The organism is Arsenicicoccus dermatophilus (assembly GCF_046267915.1).
Classification (GTDB): Bacteria; Actinomycetota; Actinomycetes; order Actinomycetales; family Dermatophilaceae; genus Arsenicicoccus; species Arsenicicoccus dermatophilus_A.
Map to the genome: position 1 here is coordinate 648,534 of NZ_CP176520.1, position 16,819 is coordinate 665,352.

Sequence of the window (16,819 nt, forward strand, 5' to 3'; positions counted from 1 at the left end):
GGGGATCCGATGGACGGCGTGGGCTACCGGGCGGGTGCTTTCGCCGCGGTGTTCGTCGCCGTGGTCCTGCTGCTGTCAGGCGTCGACGGGGTCCGCGACGGCCAGGGCTGGGCTCCGGCGTGCGAGCTGCTGACCGGGACCGGGGCCGCGACCCTGGCCCGCTGGCTCTGGCGTCGCCCGGACGTCCTGGCCGCGACCGCGAGGCGCCGGCGGCAGCCGCCGAGGAAGGCTGCGCCCGGCGCCGGCAAGGTCCGCCGCTGCGGTCACTGCCGTCGGCCCGGGCACAACCGCACCACCTGCCCCGATCTGCGGGACTGACCCGACCCGTGGGACCGCCTGCCTGGCGCGGTGTGCGGGACCCTGCCCGCCGGCGGGGGGCTCGGCCGGCCTCGGTCAGAGCTGCTCGGGCCTACCGGGTTGGTGCGGGGCGGCGGCCAGTCGGTGGGCGAGGTCGCGCAGGGTGGTGATCTCCTGCGGGGACAGGGGGACGGCGGCGGCCAGGCAGTCCTGCACCTCGGGGGCGCGTCTGAGCAGCGCCCGCCCGTCGTCGGTGAGGTGGATCGTCACCTGGCGTCCGTCACGACTGACGCGCCGGCGCTCGACGACGCCGCGCGTCTCCATCCGCTGCAGCAGCGGGGAGACGGTGCCGCTGTCCAGGTGCAGGTGCTCGCCGAGGGCGCTGACCGTCGCCCCGTCGTCCTCGCCGAGGGCCAGCAGCACCAGCCACTGCGGATAGGTCAGTCCCAGCTCGGTCAGCACCGGACGGTAGGCCGCCTGGGTGACCCGGGCGGCGGAGTACAGGGCGAAGCAGAGCTGGTGCTCCAGGGCGCTGAGGGAGGGCACCGGCAAACTATTGCACACAACCTTCTTGTCCACGACACGCGTCCGGGTGCGGGAGCGGACCCGCCAGGTACGCTCCCGGCGTACTCTTTCCACGGGCGAACTACCTCGTCCCGTTCCGGGGGCACTCCCCGACTCCGACGTGTCCGGGCCACCGCACCACCGACGGCGCCCCCGCGGCGGGGCCACCCCGGCCACGACCATCGCCAGGAGGGCGTCATGAAGATCCTCGTCACCGGAGCCACCGGATACGTCGGCGGGCGGCTCGTGCCCCGGCTGCTCCACGACGGTCACGAGGTGCGGGTCGCCACCTCGGACGCGTCGCGGCCGGGTCCGTGGTGGTCAGACCGGGTGGAGACGGTGCAGATGGACGTCCTGGACGCCCGGCAGGTCCTGGCCGCGGCCGACGGCGTCGACGCGATCTACTACCTGGTGCACGGCATGGGCGGGGACTCCTTCGTGGAGAACGACCGGCGGGGCGCGCAGAACATGGCCGCGGCCGTGGCGGCCCACGAGGTGGACCGGGTCGTCTACCTGTCCGGCATCGTGCCCGACGTGCCCCAGGGCGAGCTCTCGGACCACATCTCCTCGCGCCTGGAGGTCGAGCGCATCCTGACGGAATCTCCGGCCACGGTGATCACCCTGCGAGCGGCCGTCATCATGGGCAGCGGCTCCACGTCCTTCGAGATCATCCGGCAGGTGAGCGAGCGCCTCCCGGTGCAGACCGTGCCGGACTGGATGCGGTCGCAGGTGCAGCCCATCGCGGTGGTGGACGTGGTCGAGGCGCTGGTGGGGGCCCTGACCGTCCGGACCGCGTCGCGGTCCTACGACGTGGGCGGACCGGACGTCCTGCCCTACCCGGACCTGCTGGAGGAGTACGCCCAGATCGCCGGGCTCACCAGGCCCCAGGTGACGATCCCCCTGCTGCCCACGCAGCTCGTCGGCACGATGGTGGGCACGCTGACCGACGTTCCTCGCAGCGTCGTCGAGGCGCTGGTGGAGTCCTTGCACCACGACATGGTCGCCGCCGAGGACGACTTCCGGCGCGACCTGCTGCCCACGGGATACCACCTGCTGGACCTGGCCGGCGCGATCCGTCGCTCGCTGGCTCCCGCCGGTCCCGACCCCGCGACGTCCGACCCGATGGGACCCCTGCCGCAGGACCCCAGGTGGGCGCAGGGTGGGGACGCCCGCCCCGCCGTCGCCAAGGTCGTCGACGCCATCAAGGACCTGACCTCCGGCGGCGAGCGGTGACCCGTCTCCCGGTCCGGCGCCCGGCCCCGGCGCAGCGGTGACGATGCGGCTGCACCACCGGGCCGAGCTGCCCGCCCAGGTCGACCACCTGTGGCAGCGGCTGCTCGACGTCGAGACCGTGGCAGCCTGCTTCCCCGGGGCCAGGGCCACCTGGGCACCGGACCGGCGCAGCTTCACCGGGACGGTGACCGTCGGACTCGGGCCTGTGGCCGTCGGCTACGCGGGGGAGGGGCGCTACCTGCTCGTGGACGACGAGCGTCACGAGGTGACCCTCACGGCTCGCGGGCGACCCGCCCGCCGGCGCGGCGACGTGACCATGACCGTCCGTGCCGTGCTGCGCCCTCGGGGAGCCGATCGGACCGACCTGGCCCTGACCACCGAGCTCGACCTCGCGGGCGCGGGCCTGTCGCTGGCGCAGCCGGCGGCCGAGCGGATCGCGGCGCCCCTGGTCCACCGGTTCCTAAGGCGGCTGGCGAGCTGAGGCGGGGCGGCGTCCACGACGCCGCCCCGCCCGGGCCGCGCGCCGGACCCCCGGGGACCGGACCCGGCGACCCCGGGCTGCCTCGCCATCCGACCCGACCGTTTGGCAGGATGGAGGGCCGCGACGGCGCGGACCCCACCCACCCAGCCACCCGAGGACGTCCCTGCCATGAGCGTGACGGCGACCTATCGCCTGCAGCTGCAGCACGAGTTCACCTTCGACGACGCGGCCGCCCAGGTGCCCTACCTCGCCCGGCTGGGGATCTCCCACCTCTACCTCTCGCCGATCCTGCGCGCCGTGACCGGCAGCCTGCACGGGTACGACGTCCAGGACCACTGCGAGCTCAGCCACGACCTGGGCGGGACGGCGGGCTTCGAGCGGCTCGCAGCCGTCGCGCACGAGCACGGCCTGGGCATCGTCGTCGACGTCGTCCCCAACCACATGGCCCTCGTCGCCCCCGAGCACCTCAACAGGCCGCTGTGGAGCGTGCTCAAGGAGGGCCGTGACGCCGAGACCGCCCATTGGTTCGACATCGACTGGAAGTCCGGCGGTGGCCGCATCGGCCTGCCGATCCTCGGCGACACCCTCGTCAGCACGCTGCAGCGCGGCGAGATCACCGTGGACACCCTGGAGACGACCGGGGAGCCGGTCGTCCGCTACGGCGAGCACGTCTTCCCGATCGCCGTCGGCACCGAGTCCACCGACGTCGAGGCCGTGCTCGCCCGCCAGCACTACCAGCTGGCGTCCTGGCGGCAGAAGGAGGCGATCCTCAACTACCGCAGGTTCTTCGACGTCGACGCGCTGATCGCGGTGCGCGTGGAGGAGCCCGACGTCTTCGACGAGACCCACCGGCTGCTGCTCGACCTCAACCACCGGGGCCTGATCGACGGCTTCCGGATCGACCACCCCGACGGCCTCGCCGACCCGGCCGGCTACCTCGACCGGCTGCGCTCGCACGCCCGCGAGGACACCGTCATCTGGGTCGAGAAGATCCTCGAGGGCCACGAGCGGCTGCCCCGCGACTGGGCCTGCGACGGCACGACCGGGTATGACGCCATGCTGGCCGTCCAGACCGCCCTGGTGGACCCCGCCTCCGAGCCCGAGCTCACCGCCCAGTGGGAGGCCTGCGGCGGCAACGTGGACGTGGAGCGCTCGGTGACCCGCGCCAAGCGCCAGGTCGTCGACGAGCTCCTCGCCCCCGAGGTGGAGCGGCTCGTGCGCCGCGCCCGGGAGGCCCTGCCGGCCCTCGACGCGACCCGCCTGCAGGCCGCCGTCGTCGAGCTGCTGGTCGCGGGGGACGTCTACCGCGCCTACGTCCGCCCCGAGCAGCGGCTGTCGCCGCTGGCGCGCCGCCGCCTGCAGGAGGCTCTCGACGGGGCGCTGGGCGCCCGCCCGGACCTGGAGGAGGAGCTGCGCGCCCTCGTCGAGCTGGCGTCCGCGGAGGACGCCGACCGCAACGCCGTGGACTTCGCCGTGCGCCTCCAGCAGACCTGGGGGCCGGTGATGGCCAAGGGGATCGAGGACACGACCTTCTACCGCTGGCACCGCCTGATCGCCCTCAACGAGGTCGGCGGCGACCCCGCCGCGCTGGAGACCGCGAGCCCGCAGGCGCTGCACGAGTGGGCCACCCACCAGCGGCGCTACTGGCCGCGCGGCATGACCACCCTGTCCACGCACGACACCAAGCGCTCGGAGGACACCCGCGCCTTCCTGCTCGCCGTCGCGGGCGACCCGGCCGCCTGGAAGGAGCTGTCGCTGCGGTTCCGCGCCGTCGCCGGCGAGATGGGCGTGGACAAGCCGACGGCCCACCTGGTCTGGCAGACCATCGCGGGCGCCGGCCTGATCGAGCCGGACCGGCTGAACGCCTACCTGCTCAAGGCGGTCCGCGAGGCCAAGCAGCACACCGCCTGGGTCGACGGGGACGCGGACTACGAGGCGCGGGTGCTGGACTTCGCCGACAAGGCCCTGGAGGCCGGCGACCGTCACGACGCGCTCGTGTCGCTGTGGTCCACGCACGCCGAGGCGATCCGGGCCCTGGTGCTCGGCGCCAAGCTCCTGCAGCTGACCCTGCCCGGCGTGCCCGACGTCTACCAGGGCTGCGAGACCGTCAACCAGTCCCTCGTCGACCCGGACAACCGCCGCCCCGTGGACTACCCCGACCTGGCCGCCCGCCTGGACCGCCTCGACGCCGGCGAAGCGCCGCGCGACCTGCACGACGAGAAGCTCCTCGTGACCGCCGCCGCGCTGCGCCTGCGTCGCGAGCAGCCGCACAGCTTCGACGAGGCTGGGCTCTACGCCCCGCTCACCACGACCAGCGAGCACGTCATCGGCTTCCTGCGCTCGGCCGCCGTCGCCACCGTCGTCACCCGCGCACCGCACCGGCTGCAGCGCGAGGGCGGCCTCGGCGACACCCGGATCGTGCTGCCGCGCGGCACCTGGACCGACCGGCTCGGCGGCCGCGTCGTCGAGGTGGACGCGACCAGCGAGGTGCTCGCCGCCGAGGTGCTCGCCGACCGACCCGTGGCCCTGCTCGTCCGGGACTGACCCGGACCCGCCCGGCGCGCCGGGCGGCATACGTCCAGCCTCGGCCCCAGAGGTCCTGCCTCGCCCGAGTCACCACCCGATCCCGTGAAAGGTTCCCCGTGACCTCCTTCTCCCTCTGGGCTCCCGGCAAGCAGACCGTCGAGGTCCTCGTCGACGGCCGCCGCCTGCCCCTCACCGCGGGGGAGGACCTGTGGTGGCACCTGGAGACCGACGAGGTGCCCGCCGACGCGCCCTACGCCTTCAGCCTCGACGGCGGCGCCCCGCGCCCCGACCCCCGCGGCCGACGCCTGGAGCAGGGGCCGCACGGTCCGACGACGCCCTACGACCCCACGACCTTCGCCTGGACCGACCAGGGCTGGGCCGGCCGGGGGCTCGAGGGTTCGGTGATCTACGAGCTGCACATCGGGACCTTCACCCCCGAGGGGACCTTCGACGCGGCGATCGGACGGCTCGACCACCTGGTCGACCTGGGTGTCACGACCGTGGAGGTCATGCCGATCGCGTCCTTCCCCGGCGTCCACAACTGGGGCTACGACGGCGTGGCGCTCTTCGCCGTCCACGAGCCCTACGGCGGCCCTGCGGGCTTCCAGCGCTTCGTCGACGCGGCGCACGCCCGCGGCCTCGCCGTCGCCCTGGACGTGGTCTACAACCACCTCGGTCCCGACGGGAACCACCTGGCCGAGTTCGGGCCGTACTTCACCGCAGCCCACCAGACGCCCTGGGGACCCGCGGTCAACCTGGACGGGCCGTTGTCCGACGAGGTCCGCCGTTACCTGCTCGACAACGTCACCATGTGGCTGCGGGACTTCCACGTGGACGCGCTGCGCCTGGACGCGGTGCACGCCCTGGCCGACGACCGCGCCCTGCCGATCCTGGAGGAGATGTCCCGCGTCGTCGACGAGCTGTCCGCCGAGGTCGGGCGGCCGTTGGTGCTCGTCGCCGAGGACGACCGCAACGACGTGCGGACCACGACGCCACGCGGCGAGGGTGCGGTCGCCGGTGGGCTCGGCGTCCACGGCCAGTGGGCCGACGACGTCCACCACGCCCTGCACGTGGCGCTGACCGGCGAGACCGACGGCTACTACGACGACTTCGCATCACCGGCCGCGCTGCCCAAGGTGTTCGAGGGGGCCTTCTTCCACGACGGGTGCTACTCGACCTTCCGTCGGCGCTGCCACGGCCGGCCGGTGGACCGCGCGACGGTGCCGGGCTCCCGGTTCGTCGTGTCCCTGCAGACCCACGACCAGGTCGGCAACCGGATGGCGGGGGACCGGCTCTGCCAGACCGTCGCCCCGGGACGGCTGGCCGCGGGCGCGGCGCTGCTGCTGGCCTCGCCCTTCACCCCGATGCTGTTCATGGGTGAGGAATGGGCCGCGTCGACCCCGTGGCAGTTCTTCACCGACCACCAGGACGACGCGCTCGTCGAGGCGATCCGTGTGGGTCGCGCCGCCGAGTTCGCCTCGCACGGCTGGGGATCGGACGCCGTTCCCGACCCTCAGGCCGCAGGCACGCTCGAGGCCTCCCGCCTGCGCTGGGAGGAGCTCACCCACGCGCCGCACGCCCGCATGCTCGCGTGGTACCGCACCCTGCTGAGCCTGCGCCGCACCCGCCCCGACCTCGCCGACCCCCGGCTGGCGCTGGTGCGCCTGGACTGGGACCCCGACGAGCGGGTCGCCGTCCTGCACCGCGGCGAGCACCGCGTCGTGGCCGCGCTCGGCGACGGCCCGTGCGTGGTGCGGCTGCGCGGCGGTGTGCTCCTCGCGTCCTGGGACGAGCCGGGAGCCGCCGACGGGCTCGACGACGCCGTCCTCCTGCCCGGCCCGGGCGCTGCCGTGGTCGGTCCCCGATGACCGGGGGCCACCGGCCACCGCGCCGGCCCGTGTTCTCCTCGCCCGAGGCGATGGAGGCGTACGGCGGACAGCTGCCCGACCCCGCCGTCATCTCCGAGATCGCCCACGAGACCGCGCAGGTGCTCGTGCACGCCGGGCGGGCCAGCGACGACCCCGCCGTCACGGCCCGGCTCGTCTCGCTGGTCGAGGACATCGGCCTGTCGACGCTCGCCGAGCTATGGGCCCAGCTGCCCGCCCGGTCGCTGCCCGGAGCCCTGTGGCGCCTCTACGCGCTGCGCGAGTGGGTCCGTCGCGACGCCGACGGCGCCGCTGCGGACTACCAGGCCGGGATGCCCTACGCCGCCGTCCACCACGCCGTCGCCGGGGCCGCCCAGCCACCGGGACCCGCCCAGGTCCTCGCCCTGGCGGACGCCATCCTCTCGGGCGTGTACGAGGGCGACCTCGCCGTCGCCCTGGAACGCGCCGGCGCCTTCTGCCGCATCGTCGCCTCGGGGCGGGCCCACCGCTCGGACCGGGTGGTCACGACCTCCTCCGGGGCCTGGCTGCGCTCCGCCGGGTCGATCCAGGAGACGGGGGAGGACCTGGAGGCCTGTGCCCGGCTGTGGCGGGCGGGCCGGCTCGACTGACCGCACCGGCCCCGGTCGGCCGGAACACGAGACGACTCCCACCCTCGTGGCTGTCCCGTTATGCTGGTGGGGCGCCGGGCCGCGGTAGCCCCGGGTCCCAATTGAAGCCGCTACGAGCGGCCACGTGCCGAGAGGCGCTCCCGGTCCGGCGCCCTCGTCAGGCCTCCGGGCCGGCGACGTCCTCGCAGGTCGCGGCCGGTCCTGCCACGAAGCCCCGGCACATCCGCCTCAGCGGCCGAAGGCACCCTCCGGGAAGCGCTCGAGGACCTGCTGAGCGTCGCCGCACCCGGTCAGCGCGTGCAGCTCGGCGTCCTGCCGGGCGCTGCTGCGAGCGCGCCTTCCCGGGCCCACCCAGCGGCAGTCCAGGCATTCGCCGTGGGTGAAGTTGCCGTGCTCGGCGATCTGCCAGGCAGGGTCGGCGACGGACCGGCCGGGCTCGGTCTCGATGAGGGGGTCGGCCGTCACGTCGGTGCCACGGCGGCTCTCGATGCTCATGGATCGAGCATGACCCAGGCTCGAACCCCCGGCCAGGCATCGTCAGGTGTTCGTCCCAAAGCCCTAACCTGCGGCAACACCATCGTGGCACACAGTGAGTTCTTGGGCGGCCACCAGCGTGAATGCCGCCGTGCCACGGGGCCAGCCTGGCCCCGTGGCACGGTCACCGGGAGTCTGCCCCGAGCGCGACAGGACCGGGCGGGCCCGGGTGCCCCGGACCCGGGCCCGCGCCGGCGGCGTCCCCCACCCGGCTCTGCAGACGCCTGCCGCTCACCCGAACCGGCCGGAGATGTAGTCCTCCGTCGCCCGCTCCTTGGGGTTGTTGAAGATCTTTGTCGTGTCGTCGATCTCGATGAGCTGGCCGGGCTTGCCCTGGGCCTCGAGGTTGAAGAACGCCGTGCGGTCGGCCACGCGGGCCGCCTGCTGCATGTTGTGCGTCACGATGACGATGGTGTACTGCGGCTTGAGCTCGGTGATCAGGTCCTCGATGGCCAGGGTCGAGATCGGGTCCAGGGCGGAGCACGGCTCGTCCATGAGGAGGACCTCGGGCTCCACCGCGATGGCACGGGCGATGCACAGCCGCTGCTGCTGCCCGCCGGACAGGCCGGCACCGGGCTTGTCCAGACGGTCCTTGACCTCGTTCCACAGGTTGGCGCCGCGCAGCGACCGCTCGACGACCTCGTCGATCTGCTTCTTGTTCTTGACGCCGTTGAGACGCAGGCCCGCCGCGACGTTCTCCTTGATGGTCATGGTGGGGAAGGGGTTGGGGCGCTGGAAGACCATGCCCACGCTGCGGCGGACACCGACCGGGTCGACGCCCGCGGCGTACAGGTCCTGGCCGTCCAGGAGGACCTTGCCCTCCACCCGGCCCCCGGGGATGACCTCGTGCATCCGGTTGAGGGTTCGCAGGACGGTGGACTTGCCACAGCCGGACGAGCCGATGAAGGCCGTGCACGAGCGGGGCTCGATGGTCATCGTCACATCCTGGACCGCCTTGAAGGTGCCGTAGAAGATGTTGAGGTGCTCGACGTCGATGCGCTTGCCCATGAGAGTTTCTGTCGCTTTCGAGGTGGGGTCAGCTCTTGACCGAGCCGAAGCGCGCGACGAGGCGGCCCAGCAGGTTGAGCAGGAGGACGAGGACGATGAGGGTGGCGGCGGCGGCCCACACCCGGTCGTGCGCGGCGGGGATGAAGATGTCGCCCCGACCGTCGTTGATCATCGTGGGCAGGGTCGCCATGTTGCCGCCGAACAGGTCTGTGGAGATGGACTTGGTGTAGGGCGCCAGGACGATGAGCGGCGCCGTCTCACCCATGATGCGGGCCAGGCCGAGGAGCACGCCGGTGACGATGCCCGAGAAGGCGGTCGGGAGCACGACGCTCGCGATGGTCTTCCACTTGGGCACACCGAGGGCGTACGACGCCTCGCGGAGCTCGTTGGGAACGAGCTTGAGCATCTCCTCGGTGGAGCGCACGATCGTGGGGATCATCAGGAGCATGAGGGCCAGGCAGACCGCGAAGGGCATCTTCTGGATGCCGAAGGTCGTGACCCACACCGCGTAGACGAACAGCGCCGCGACGATGGAGGGGACGCCGGTGAGGATGTCCACCATGAAGCTGACGGCGCGCGCGAGCCGGCCGCGTCCGTACTCGACCAGGTAGATCGCCGTGAAGATCCCGATGGGGACCGAGATGAGCGCCGTGACCAGGGCCTGCAGGAGGGTGCCGATGATGGCGTGATAGGCCCCGCCCCCTACCTTGTTGGTGCGGATGCCGCGCTGGGAGTGGGTCCACCAGCCGGCGTCCAGGAGCAGTTTGGCACCGTTGTGCAGGACGTCCCAGAGGATCCACACCAGGGGGGTGAGGGCGAGCAGGAAGGCCGCCCACACCAGGACGCGGGCGATCTGGTCCTTGGTCCGGCGCGAGCCGGAGGCCCTGGCGATCCGCGTGGTGCCCTGGGTCTCGGGGCGGGCTGCGGTGACGGAGGTGCTCATTCGGTGAAGGCCTTCCGACGCTCGATCACGACGCGCGCGATCGCGTTGACGATGAACGTGAGGATGAACAGGACCAGGCCGGCGGCGATGTAGGCCCCCGTCTTGGTCGGGGTGTCCAGCTCGCCGGCGCTGTTGGCGATCTTGGAGGCGAAGGTCTCGCCGCCGCCGAAGATCGACCAGCTCCACGCGGCGCCGTCGGACAGGCTGGACAGGATCATCATCACCGCGACCGTCTCGCCGAGCGCCCGACCTAGGGCCAGCATGGCGGCCGAGATCACACCCGGCTGCCCGAAGGGCAGGACGGCGGTCCGGATCATCTCCCACCTGGTCGCGCCCAGCGCCAGGGCACCCTCCTTGTGGGCGCGCGGCGTCTGGCTGAACACCTCTCGGGTCAGCGCGGTGACGATCGGCAGGATCATGATCGACAGCACCAGCCCGATCACGAAGATCGTGCCCGAGGTGCTCGATCGGCCGAGCAGCGGGAACCAGCCGAGGTGGTTCATCAGCCAGGTCTGGATCGGGTCGACCCAGGGCGTGAACGTCGCGACCCCCCACAGGCCGTAGACGATCGAGGGGACGGCGGCCAGCAGGTCGATGAGGGTGGCGGCCGGGCGCGCCAGCCACGGCGGGGCGTACTCGGTGATGAACAACGAGACCGCGACGCCGACGGGCACGGCGATCAGCATGGCGATGATCGAGCTGACGACCGTGGTCCACAGCATCTGGACGATGCCGAACCGCATGTTGGCCGGGTCGTCGACGTTCCAGGTGCGGCTCGTCAGGAAGCCGGTGTGGTTCTTCGCCAGGGCGGGGATCGCCTGGGCGAGGAGGAACACGCCGATCAGGGTCACCAGGGCGATGACCAGGATGCCGGCGCCGGAGGAGAGCCCGAGGAAGATCTTGTCGCCGAGGCGGCCGGTGGCGGCGCGATCGCCGAGGACCGGGGGCTTCCCGTCGCGGGTGGCGGCGGGCGCCGCGACGCCCGTGACCGACGGGACGGGTGTCGAGACGTCGGTCGGGGATGAAGTGGGTGTAGTCACGATGACCTCAGCAGATCAGGGATCGAGGGGGGTGCGAGGGCGGGTACGTCATCGACGGCGGGCGCGTCGTGAGGACGCGACCGCCGTCGATGGTGGGTCGTGGACCCGGGGTCAGCTCAGGGCCGAGATGGCGGTGCGGACCTTGGTCAGGACCTCCGCCGGCAGCGGGGCGTAGCCCTTGTCGGCCAGGGCGGCCTGGGACTCGTCCGAGGCCATGTAGCCCAGGAAGTTCTTGATGCCGGTGCCCTTGGTGGCGTCGGCGTTCTTCGAGCAGACGATCTCGTAGGTCACCAGGACGATCGGGTAGGCGCCGGGGGCCTTGGTGGCGTAGTCCAGCTTGAGGGCGAGGTTGTTGCCCTGGCCCTCCTGCGTGGCGGCGGCCACGGCCTTGCCCGCGGACTCGCCGGTCAGCTCGACCGGGCCCGCACCGGTGTCGATGGCCGCGGTGCCCAGGGAGTTCTGCTTGGCGTAGCCCCACTCGGCGTACGTGATGCCACCGTCGGTGGACTTGACCGCGCCGGCGACACCGTCGGACTTGGGCTTGCCCTCGCCCTTGCCGGTCCACTTCTTGCCGGGCTCGGCGGTCCACTTCGCCGGGGCCGCCGCCTTAAGGTACTTCGTGAAGTTCTCGGTGGTGCCCGACTCGTCGGAGCGGAAGAACACCTTGATGGCCGTCGCGGGGAGGGTCGTGCCGGGGTTCAGCTTCGCGATGGCCGGGTCGTTCCAGGTGACGATCTTGCCGCTGAAGATGTCGGCGGCCACGTCGGCGTTGAGGACGAGCTTGTCGACGCCCTTGACGTTGTAGGCGATCGCGATCGGGCCGGTGACCATGGGCAGGTTCCAGGCGGGGGAGCCGCACGCCTTGTCGGCCTCGGCCTGCTCGATCTTGCCGTCCTTGGCGACGGTCTTGAGCGCGGAGTCGGAGCCCGCGAAGTCGGCCTGCTTGCCGATGAAGGCCTTGATGCCCGCGCCGGAGCCGGAGGGGTTGTAGTCGACGGTTGCGTCGGGGCAGGCCTCGGAGAACTTGTCCGAGAACTCCGTGAAGGCGAGCTTCTGGGCCGACGAACCCTCGGCCTTGAGGGAGCCCTTGAAGCAGTCGGCCTTGCCGGCGGCGGCGGCGGAGTCCCCACCGGTGGACGAGGAGGAGGACGAGCCACCGGAGACCGCGGTGCTGGTCGACGACGAGGTCTTGGTGGCGTTGTCGTCCGAACCGCACCCGGTCAGCGCGAGGGCGCCAGCAAGGGCAAGGGTCGACAGACCGGCAATACGCTGAGTCTTCACGATGGGAGAACCTTCCACAGCAGTGTGATGGTGGGCGCAGGCGCGCCCTCGTCGGTCAACCTAGGCACCACTGGTGACGCCATGTCGCGCGCGCCATGAACGCGAGGTGAACGCCGGGCATCACCCTCGGTAGTCAGATATCGACTAGATCACGACGGATGCCGGGGTCAGGGCAGGTGCCGCTCGACCGCCACGATGCGCGCGTCGGCGCCGCTCCCGCTGAGGTGGCAGACGAGGAGCTCGCCCTTCGCCATACCGAGGTCGGCCGCCTCGAGCAGGGTCTCGGCCACGGCCCGCCCGTCCTCCTCGCCCTCGGCGGCGAGGGCCGACAGCTCCTCCAGCAGCAGGTGCAGGACCGGGCCGTGGGAGCACAGCGCGCCCGGCACGCCCCGCACGACGGCACGGTGCAGGTGCCCGACGGCACGATCGGGATCCTCCAGGAAGGCTTCCTCGGTCAGGCCGTTCTTGCGCTTGAGCTCCAGGCCGGCGACCTCGGCGTAGGGCGCCAGGGTGTCCGCGCAGCGCACCGATGCGGACGTCACGAGGCGGCGCACCCCGAAGGCGTCGAGCACCGGGACGATCGCCCGGGCACGGTCGCGTCCACGGTCGTCCAGGGGCCGCTCCCGGTCGTCGCGCTGCCACCGGCCGCGGGGCAGCGCCTTGGCGTGGCGCACCACGACCAGCGGCCAGGTCGTCAAGGTCCCGCGGTCGGCGTGCCGCACGACGGCCCGCAGCTGCTCGCGGTCGCGGTCGTGGTCCAGCCGCCGCATCGCCTCGGTCACGGGCAGCCAGGCCACCTCGTCGATCTCGTGGTGCAGCGCGCCGTCGCCCCCGGTGACCTCGGCCGCCCAGTAGCGCACCCGCTTGTGGACCGCGTCACCGTGGCGGTCCACGAAGGAGTACGCCGACGTCGGCAGCGGCCGCCCGAGCCGCACCCGCAGCCCGGTCTCCTCGTGCACCTCCCGGACCGCCGCCGTCGGCCAGTCCTCGCCCGGGTCGAGCTTGCCCTTGGCCCAAGCCCAGTCGTCGTGGGCGGCCCGGTGCACGAGGGCCACCTCGAGGGTGCCTCGGCGGCGCCGCCACGGCACGGCCCCGGCGGCGGCGACCACCGGGGGGACCGCCGGGTTGCGGGCGGGCGGCGCGGGCACCGGGGCAGGCATCGGACTCCTCGTCGTGGGTGGTCGTTCCGACCGTATGGCGCGCGACCGGCGGCAGCGCAGCCGGGGTCCGGATCAGACGCGGTTGCGGCGTCGCTGCTTCTTGTGGTGCCGCTCGATGAGCGCCGCCTGGTGGTCCAGGAGCGGCTCGCCGTCGGGATCCAGGTGGTGGCGCACCCACCGGTCGTCCTCGAGGTGCCAGCTGGACGTGGTGTCCGCCATACCCTGCTCGACGACGGAGACGAGCTCCTTGACCTGGCGCGGGTCGCGCACCCGCAGCAGGGCCTCGACCCGGCGGTCGAGGTTGCGGTGCATCATGTCGGCGCTGCCGAAGTAGACGACCGGGTCGCCGCCGTTGCCGAAGACGAAGATGCGCGAGTGCTCCAGGAACCGGCCGAGGATCGAGCGGACCCGGATGTTGTCGGACAGGCCGGGTACGCCGGGGCGCAGCGCACAGATCCCGCGGACCAGGACGTCGACCCGGACCCCGGCCCGCGACGCGCGGTAGAGCGCGTCGATAACGGCCTCGTCGACCAGGGAGTTGGCCTTGATCGCGACGTAGCCCCCGCGCCCGGACTGGGCCAGGTCGATCTCCGACTCGACGTGCTCGATCAGCCCGTTGCGCAGCGAGCGCGGAGCGGTGAGCAGGCGCTTGAACCTGCTACGAGGCGCCCAGCCGGACAGCTGGTTGAACAGGCGTGTGAGGTCCTCGCCGACCTGCGGGTCGCAGGTGAGGATGCCGATGTCCTCGTAGAGCCGGGCCGTCTTGGGGTTGTAGTTGCCCGTGCCGACGTGGCAGTACCGCCGCAGCCCGTCCTGCTCCTGCCGGACGACGAGGCACAGCTTGGCGTGGGTCTTGAGCCCGACGATGCCGTAGACCACGTGCACCCCGTAGTGCTCGAGGCGGCGGGCCCAGGCGATGTTGTTGGACTCGTCGAAGCGCGCCTTGATCTCCACGACCGCGACGACCTGCTTGCCGGCCTCGGCCGCGGCGATGAGCGCGTCCACGATGGGGGAGTCGCCGGAGGTGCGGTAGAGCGTCTGCTTGATCGCCAGGACCTGAGGGTCGGCCGCCGCCTGCTCGAGAAAGGCCTGCACCGAGGTGCTGAACGAGTCGAAGGGGTGGTGCAGCAGGACGTCCTGCTGCCGGATCGCGCTGAACACGTCGCTGGCCTCGGAGCGCTCGCGCGGGGCGAGGTGGCCGTGGGTGCGGGCCCGGAAGGCCGGGAAGTGCAGCGACGAGCGGGACAGGTCGGCGACGGAGCCGAGGCTGCGCAGGTCCAGCGGGTTGGGCAGGCGGTAGACCTCGTGCGGCTCGACGCCGAGCTCACGCACCAGCAGCTGAAGCACGTGGTCGTCCATCGCCTCCTCGACCTCGAGGCGCACGGGCGGGCCGAAGCGGCGGCGGGTGAGCTCCTTCTCCAGGGCCTTGAGGAGGTTCTCGGCGTCGTCCTCCTCCACCTCCAGGTCCTCGTTGCGGGTGACCCGGAACAGATAGCTCTGCTGCACCTGCATCCCGGGGAAGAGCAGCTCCAGGTGCGCCGCGATGATGTCCTCGAGCGGGACGAAACGCACGTGGTAGAGGTCGACCTCCCCGGTCGTGGACACCTGGTGCAGGCGGGGCAGCAGGTCCGGGACCTTGATCCGCGCGAAGTGCTCGGCCTCGGTGCGCGGGTTGCTGAGCGTCACCGCCATGTTGAGCGACAGCCCGGAGATGTACGGGAAGGGGTGGGCGGGGTCCACCGCCAGCGGCGTCAGCACCGGGAAGATCTCGCTGCGGAAGACCTCCGACAGGTGCTCCTGCTCCTGCGGCGTCAGCTCGTCCCAGCGGACGATCTGGATGCCCTCCTCCCGCAGCGCGGGCTCGACCTGCTCGTGCAGGATCCGCGCGGCCCGCATCATCAGGTCGTGGGCGGTGCGGCTGATCTCGTCCTGCAGCTCGCGGGGCTCCAGCCCGGAGGCCGACCGGACGGCCAGCCCGGTGGCGATCCGCCGCTTCAGGCCGGCGACGCGCACCATGAAGAACTCGTCCAGGTTGCTGGCGAAGATCGTCAGGAAGCGGGTGCGCTCCAGCAGCGGGACGTCCGGGTCGGCGGCCAGCTGCAGCACGCGCTCGTTGAACTGCAGCCAGGACAGCTCCCGGTCCAGGAAGCGGTCCTCGGGCAGGCCGTCGCCGGCGTCCAGGACGGTGCTGCGGGTGAACCTCCCGTCGGCGGAACGGGGGCGGGCAGGGGCGGTCTCGCGTGCGTCCTCCGCCGGTTGCGCGGGGTCGGGGGTCGAGGGCGGCTGCTGCGCGTCGTCTGCCTGCATGGTTCTATCTTTTCATCGCGACGCCGCCGGTCGCGACCACTGGACGTCGGTGGCCACCGTGGAGAAACCCTGACGGGTGTACGTCGCCATCGCCGCCCGGTTGTCCGCCTCCACGTACAGCACGACCCGGCTCAGCCCGCGTGCGCGCAGGTGGTCCAGCCCGAGGCGGGTGACCAGGGCACCCAGGCCGCGACCCTGGTGGTCGGGGTCGACCGCCACGACGTAGACCTCGCCGGTGTGCTCGTCGTCGTCCGCCGGGTCCGCCTTGGTCCAGTGGAAGGCCGCGAGGCGCGGCGCCCGGCCCGTGACGTCCTCGACCATGATCAGCCCCTCCGGGTCGAACCACGCCGAGCCCATCCGGTCCTGCAGCCCGGCCAGGTCCAGCGAGCCCTGCTCGGGGTGGTGGGCGAAGGCCCGGGCGTTGACCCGCAGGAGCGCCTCCTCGTCCCCGGGGAGGAAGTGGCGCACCGCCAGGCCCTCGGGCACGACCGGCGGCTCGAGCTCGGCCGCCGTCGGCGCGAGCGGGCGGGCGAGCTTGCGCAGGTCCCGTCCGGGCCGGAAGCCGCGGGAGGCCAGCAGCCGCCGGGCGGGCGGCAGGTCGCCGTGCGCCCACACCCGCACCTCGCCGTCCCCGAGAGCGGCGAGGGCGGCGTCGAGCAGCGCGCCGCCGAGGCCCTGACCCCGGTGCCCGGGCCCGACCACGAGCTCCAGGCCGTCGGCCTCGCCGCCGGCATACGCCACGACGCGCCCGCCGGACCGCACGACCAGGTGCCGACCAGGACGACCCAGGTCGAGACGGGCCTGCTCCGACAGCGGACCGACGCCGTCGGTGCCCGTGGCCTCGCCGGCGACGTGGAGCACCTCCGCGACCTGGACAGGGGTGAGCTGGGGCAGCAGGTCGACCTCGGGCTGGCTGGGCATGCGCCCATTGCACCACGCAGGCCCGGGGCA

The 16,819-nt window shown here is 72.6% G+C and carries 15 protein-coding genes; 6 read left to right on the forward strand and 9 right to left on the reverse strand.

The features are described from left to right. Positions 1-9: 9 nt before the first annotated feature. On the forward strand, positions 10-318 hold the full coding sequence (locus ACK2IS_RS03405) for a hypothetical protein (RefSeq protein WP_409484756.1): 309 nt from the start codon (positions 10-12) through the stop codon (positions 316-318). Positions 319-393: 75 nt separating this feature from the next. On the opposite strand, the gene ACK2IS_RS03410 is transcribed toward ACK2IS_RS03405, so the two are convergent. After that, a complete protein-coding gene (locus tag ACK2IS_RS03410; RefSeq protein ID WP_409484757.1) occupies positions 394-843 on the reverse strand; it encodes a MarR family winged helix-turn-helix transcriptional regulator in 450 nt (149 codons plus the stop codon). Between the two features lie 216 nt (positions 844-1,059). Here ACK2IS_RS03410 and ACK2IS_RS03415 point away from each other — a divergent pair, with 216 nt between their 5' ends. The 5 genes from ACK2IS_RS03415 to ACK2IS_RS03435 all read left to right on the forward strand — a co-directional run bounded on the left by ACK2IS_RS03415 (position 1,060) and on the right by ACK2IS_RS03435 (position 7,595). Continuing rightward, a complete protein-coding gene (locus tag ACK2IS_RS03415) occupies positions 1,060-2,094 on the forward strand; it encodes an NAD(P)H-binding protein (protein ID WP_409484758.1) in 1,035 nt (344 codons plus the stop codon). 43 nt (positions 2,095-2,137) lie between these two features. Continuing rightward, a complete protein-coding gene (locus tag ACK2IS_RS03420) occupies positions 2,138-2,575 on the forward strand; it encodes a CoxG family protein (protein WP_409484759.1) in 438 nt (145 codons plus the stop codon). Positions 2,576-2,743: 168 nt separating this feature from the next. Beyond that, positions 2,744-5,119, forward strand: a complete 2,376-nt coding sequence (gene treY / locus ACK2IS_RS03425; protein ID WP_409484760.1) for a malto-oligosyltrehalose synthase — start codon at positions 2,744-2,746, stop codon at positions 5,117-5,119. A 98-nt stretch (positions 5,120-5,217) separates the two neighbouring features. Next, on the forward strand, positions 5,218-6,969 hold the full coding sequence (treZ, locus tag ACK2IS_RS03430) for a malto-oligosyltrehalose trehalohydrolase (protein ID WP_409484761.1): 1,752 nt from the start codon (positions 5,218-5,220) through the stop codon (positions 6,967-6,969). Between the two features lie 29 nt (positions 6,970-6,998). Beyond that, positions 6,999-7,595, forward strand: coding sequence for a hypothetical protein (locus ACK2IS_RS03435; protein WP_409484762.1), 597 nt, complete (start codon positions 6,999-7,001; stop codon positions 7,593-7,595). A gap of 228 nt (positions 7,596-7,823) precedes the next feature. Here ACK2IS_RS03435 and ACK2IS_RS03440 read toward each other — a convergent pair whose 3' ends face one another. The 8 genes from ACK2IS_RS03440 to mshD form a co-directional block, all read right to left on the reverse strand. After that, positions 7,824-8,090, reverse strand: coding sequence for a hypothetical protein (locus tag ACK2IS_RS03440; RefSeq protein ID WP_409484763.1), 267 nt, complete (start codon positions 8,088-8,090; stop codon positions 7,824-7,826). A 270-nt stretch (positions 8,091-8,360) separates the two neighbouring features. After that, the gene (gene pstB, locus ACK2IS_RS03445; RefSeq protein WP_409484764.1) at positions 8,361-9,137 is read right to left on the reverse strand and encodes a phosphate ABC transporter ATP-binding protein PstB; all 777 of its coding nucleotides are present in this window, start codon (positions 9,135-9,137) and stop codon (positions 8,361-8,363) included. A gap of 28 nt (positions 9,138-9,165) precedes the next feature. Next, positions 9,166-10,080, reverse strand: coding sequence for a phosphate ABC transporter permease PstA (gene pstA, locus ACK2IS_RS03450; protein ID WP_409484765.1), 915 nt, complete (start codon positions 10,078-10,080; stop codon positions 9,166-9,168). After that, positions 10,077-11,120: a phosphate ABC transporter permease subunit PstC gene (gene pstC, locus ACK2IS_RS03455; RefSeq protein ID WP_409484766.1), complete on the reverse strand. Its 1,044-nt coding sequence runs from the start codon at positions 11,118-11,120 to the stop codon at positions 10,077-10,079. The genes pstA and pstC overlap by 4 nt, the downstream gene beginning before the upstream one ends. A 111-nt stretch (positions 11,121-11,231) precedes the next feature. Beyond that, on the reverse strand, positions 11,232-12,401 hold the full coding sequence (gene pstS, locus ACK2IS_RS03460) for a phosphate ABC transporter substrate-binding protein PstS (protein ID WP_409484767.1): 1,170 nt from the start codon (positions 12,399-12,401) through the stop codon (positions 11,232-11,234). Positions 12,402-12,568: 167 nt separating this feature from the next. After that, positions 12,569-13,561, reverse strand: coding sequence for an NUDIX hydrolase (locus ACK2IS_RS03465; protein WP_409484768.1), 993 nt, complete (start codon positions 13,559-13,561; stop codon positions 12,569-12,571). Between the two features lie 72 nt (positions 13,562-13,633). Then, the gene (locus tag ACK2IS_RS03470) at positions 13,634-15,868 is read right to left on the reverse strand and encodes an RNA degradosome polyphosphate kinase (RefSeq protein ID WP_409484769.1); all 2,235 of its coding nucleotides are present in this window, start codon (positions 15,866-15,868) and stop codon (positions 13,634-13,636) included. A 12-nt stretch (positions 15,869-15,880) separates the two neighbouring features. Continuing rightward, positions 15,881-16,789 carry a mycothiol synthase gene (mshD, locus tag ACK2IS_RS03475; protein WP_409484770.1) on the reverse strand — a complete coding sequence of 303 codons (909 nt, stop codon included), beginning with the start codon at positions 16,787-16,789 and terminating at the stop codon, positions 15,881-15,883. Between the last annotated feature and the right edge of the window lie 30 nt (positions 16,790-16,819).

What these genes read in the sequence shown, in the direction of transcription:
- mshD (WP_409484770.1), bottom strand. Translation starts at nt 16,789, where the DNA reads ATGCCCAGCCAGCCCGAGGTCGACCTGCTGCCCCAGCTCACCCCTGTC.
- ACK2IS_RS03440 (WP_409484763.1), bottom strand. Translation starts at nt 8,090, where the DNA reads ATGAGCATCGAGAGCCGCCGTGGCACCGACGTGACGGCCGACCCCCTC.
- pstB (WP_409484764.1), bottom strand. Translation starts at nt 9,137, where the DNA reads ATGGGCAAGCGCATCGACGTCGAGCACCTCAACATCTTCTACGGCACC.
- ACK2IS_RS03465 (WP_409484768.1), bottom strand. Translation starts at nt 13,561, where the DNA reads ATGCCTGCCCCGGTGCCCGCGCCGCCCGCCCGCAACCCGGCGGTCCCC.
- ACK2IS_RS03470 (WP_409484769.1), bottom strand. Translation starts at nt 15,868, where the DNA reads ATGCAGGCAGACGACGCGCAGCAGCCGCCCTCGACCCCCGACCCCGCG.
- treY (WP_409484760.1), top strand. Translation starts at nt 2,744, where the DNA reads ATGAGCGTGACGGCGACCTATCGCCTGCAGCTGCAGCACGAGTTCACC.
- pstA (WP_409484765.1), bottom strand. Translation starts at nt 10,080, where the DNA reads ATGAGCACCTCCGTCACCGCAGCCCGCCCCGAGACCCAGGGCACCACG.
- ACK2IS_RS03405 (WP_409484756.1), top strand. Translation starts at nt 10, where the DNA reads ATGGACGGCGTGGGCTACCGGGCGGGTGCTTTCGCCGCGGTGTTCGTC.
- ACK2IS_RS03415 (WP_409484758.1), top strand. Translation starts at nt 1,060, where the DNA reads ATGAAGATCCTCGTCACCGGAGCCACCGGATACGTCGGCGGGCGGCTC.
- ACK2IS_RS03420 (WP_409484759.1), top strand. Translation starts at nt 2,138, where the DNA reads ATGCGGCTGCACCACCGGGCCGAGCTGCCCGCCCAGGTCGACCACCTG.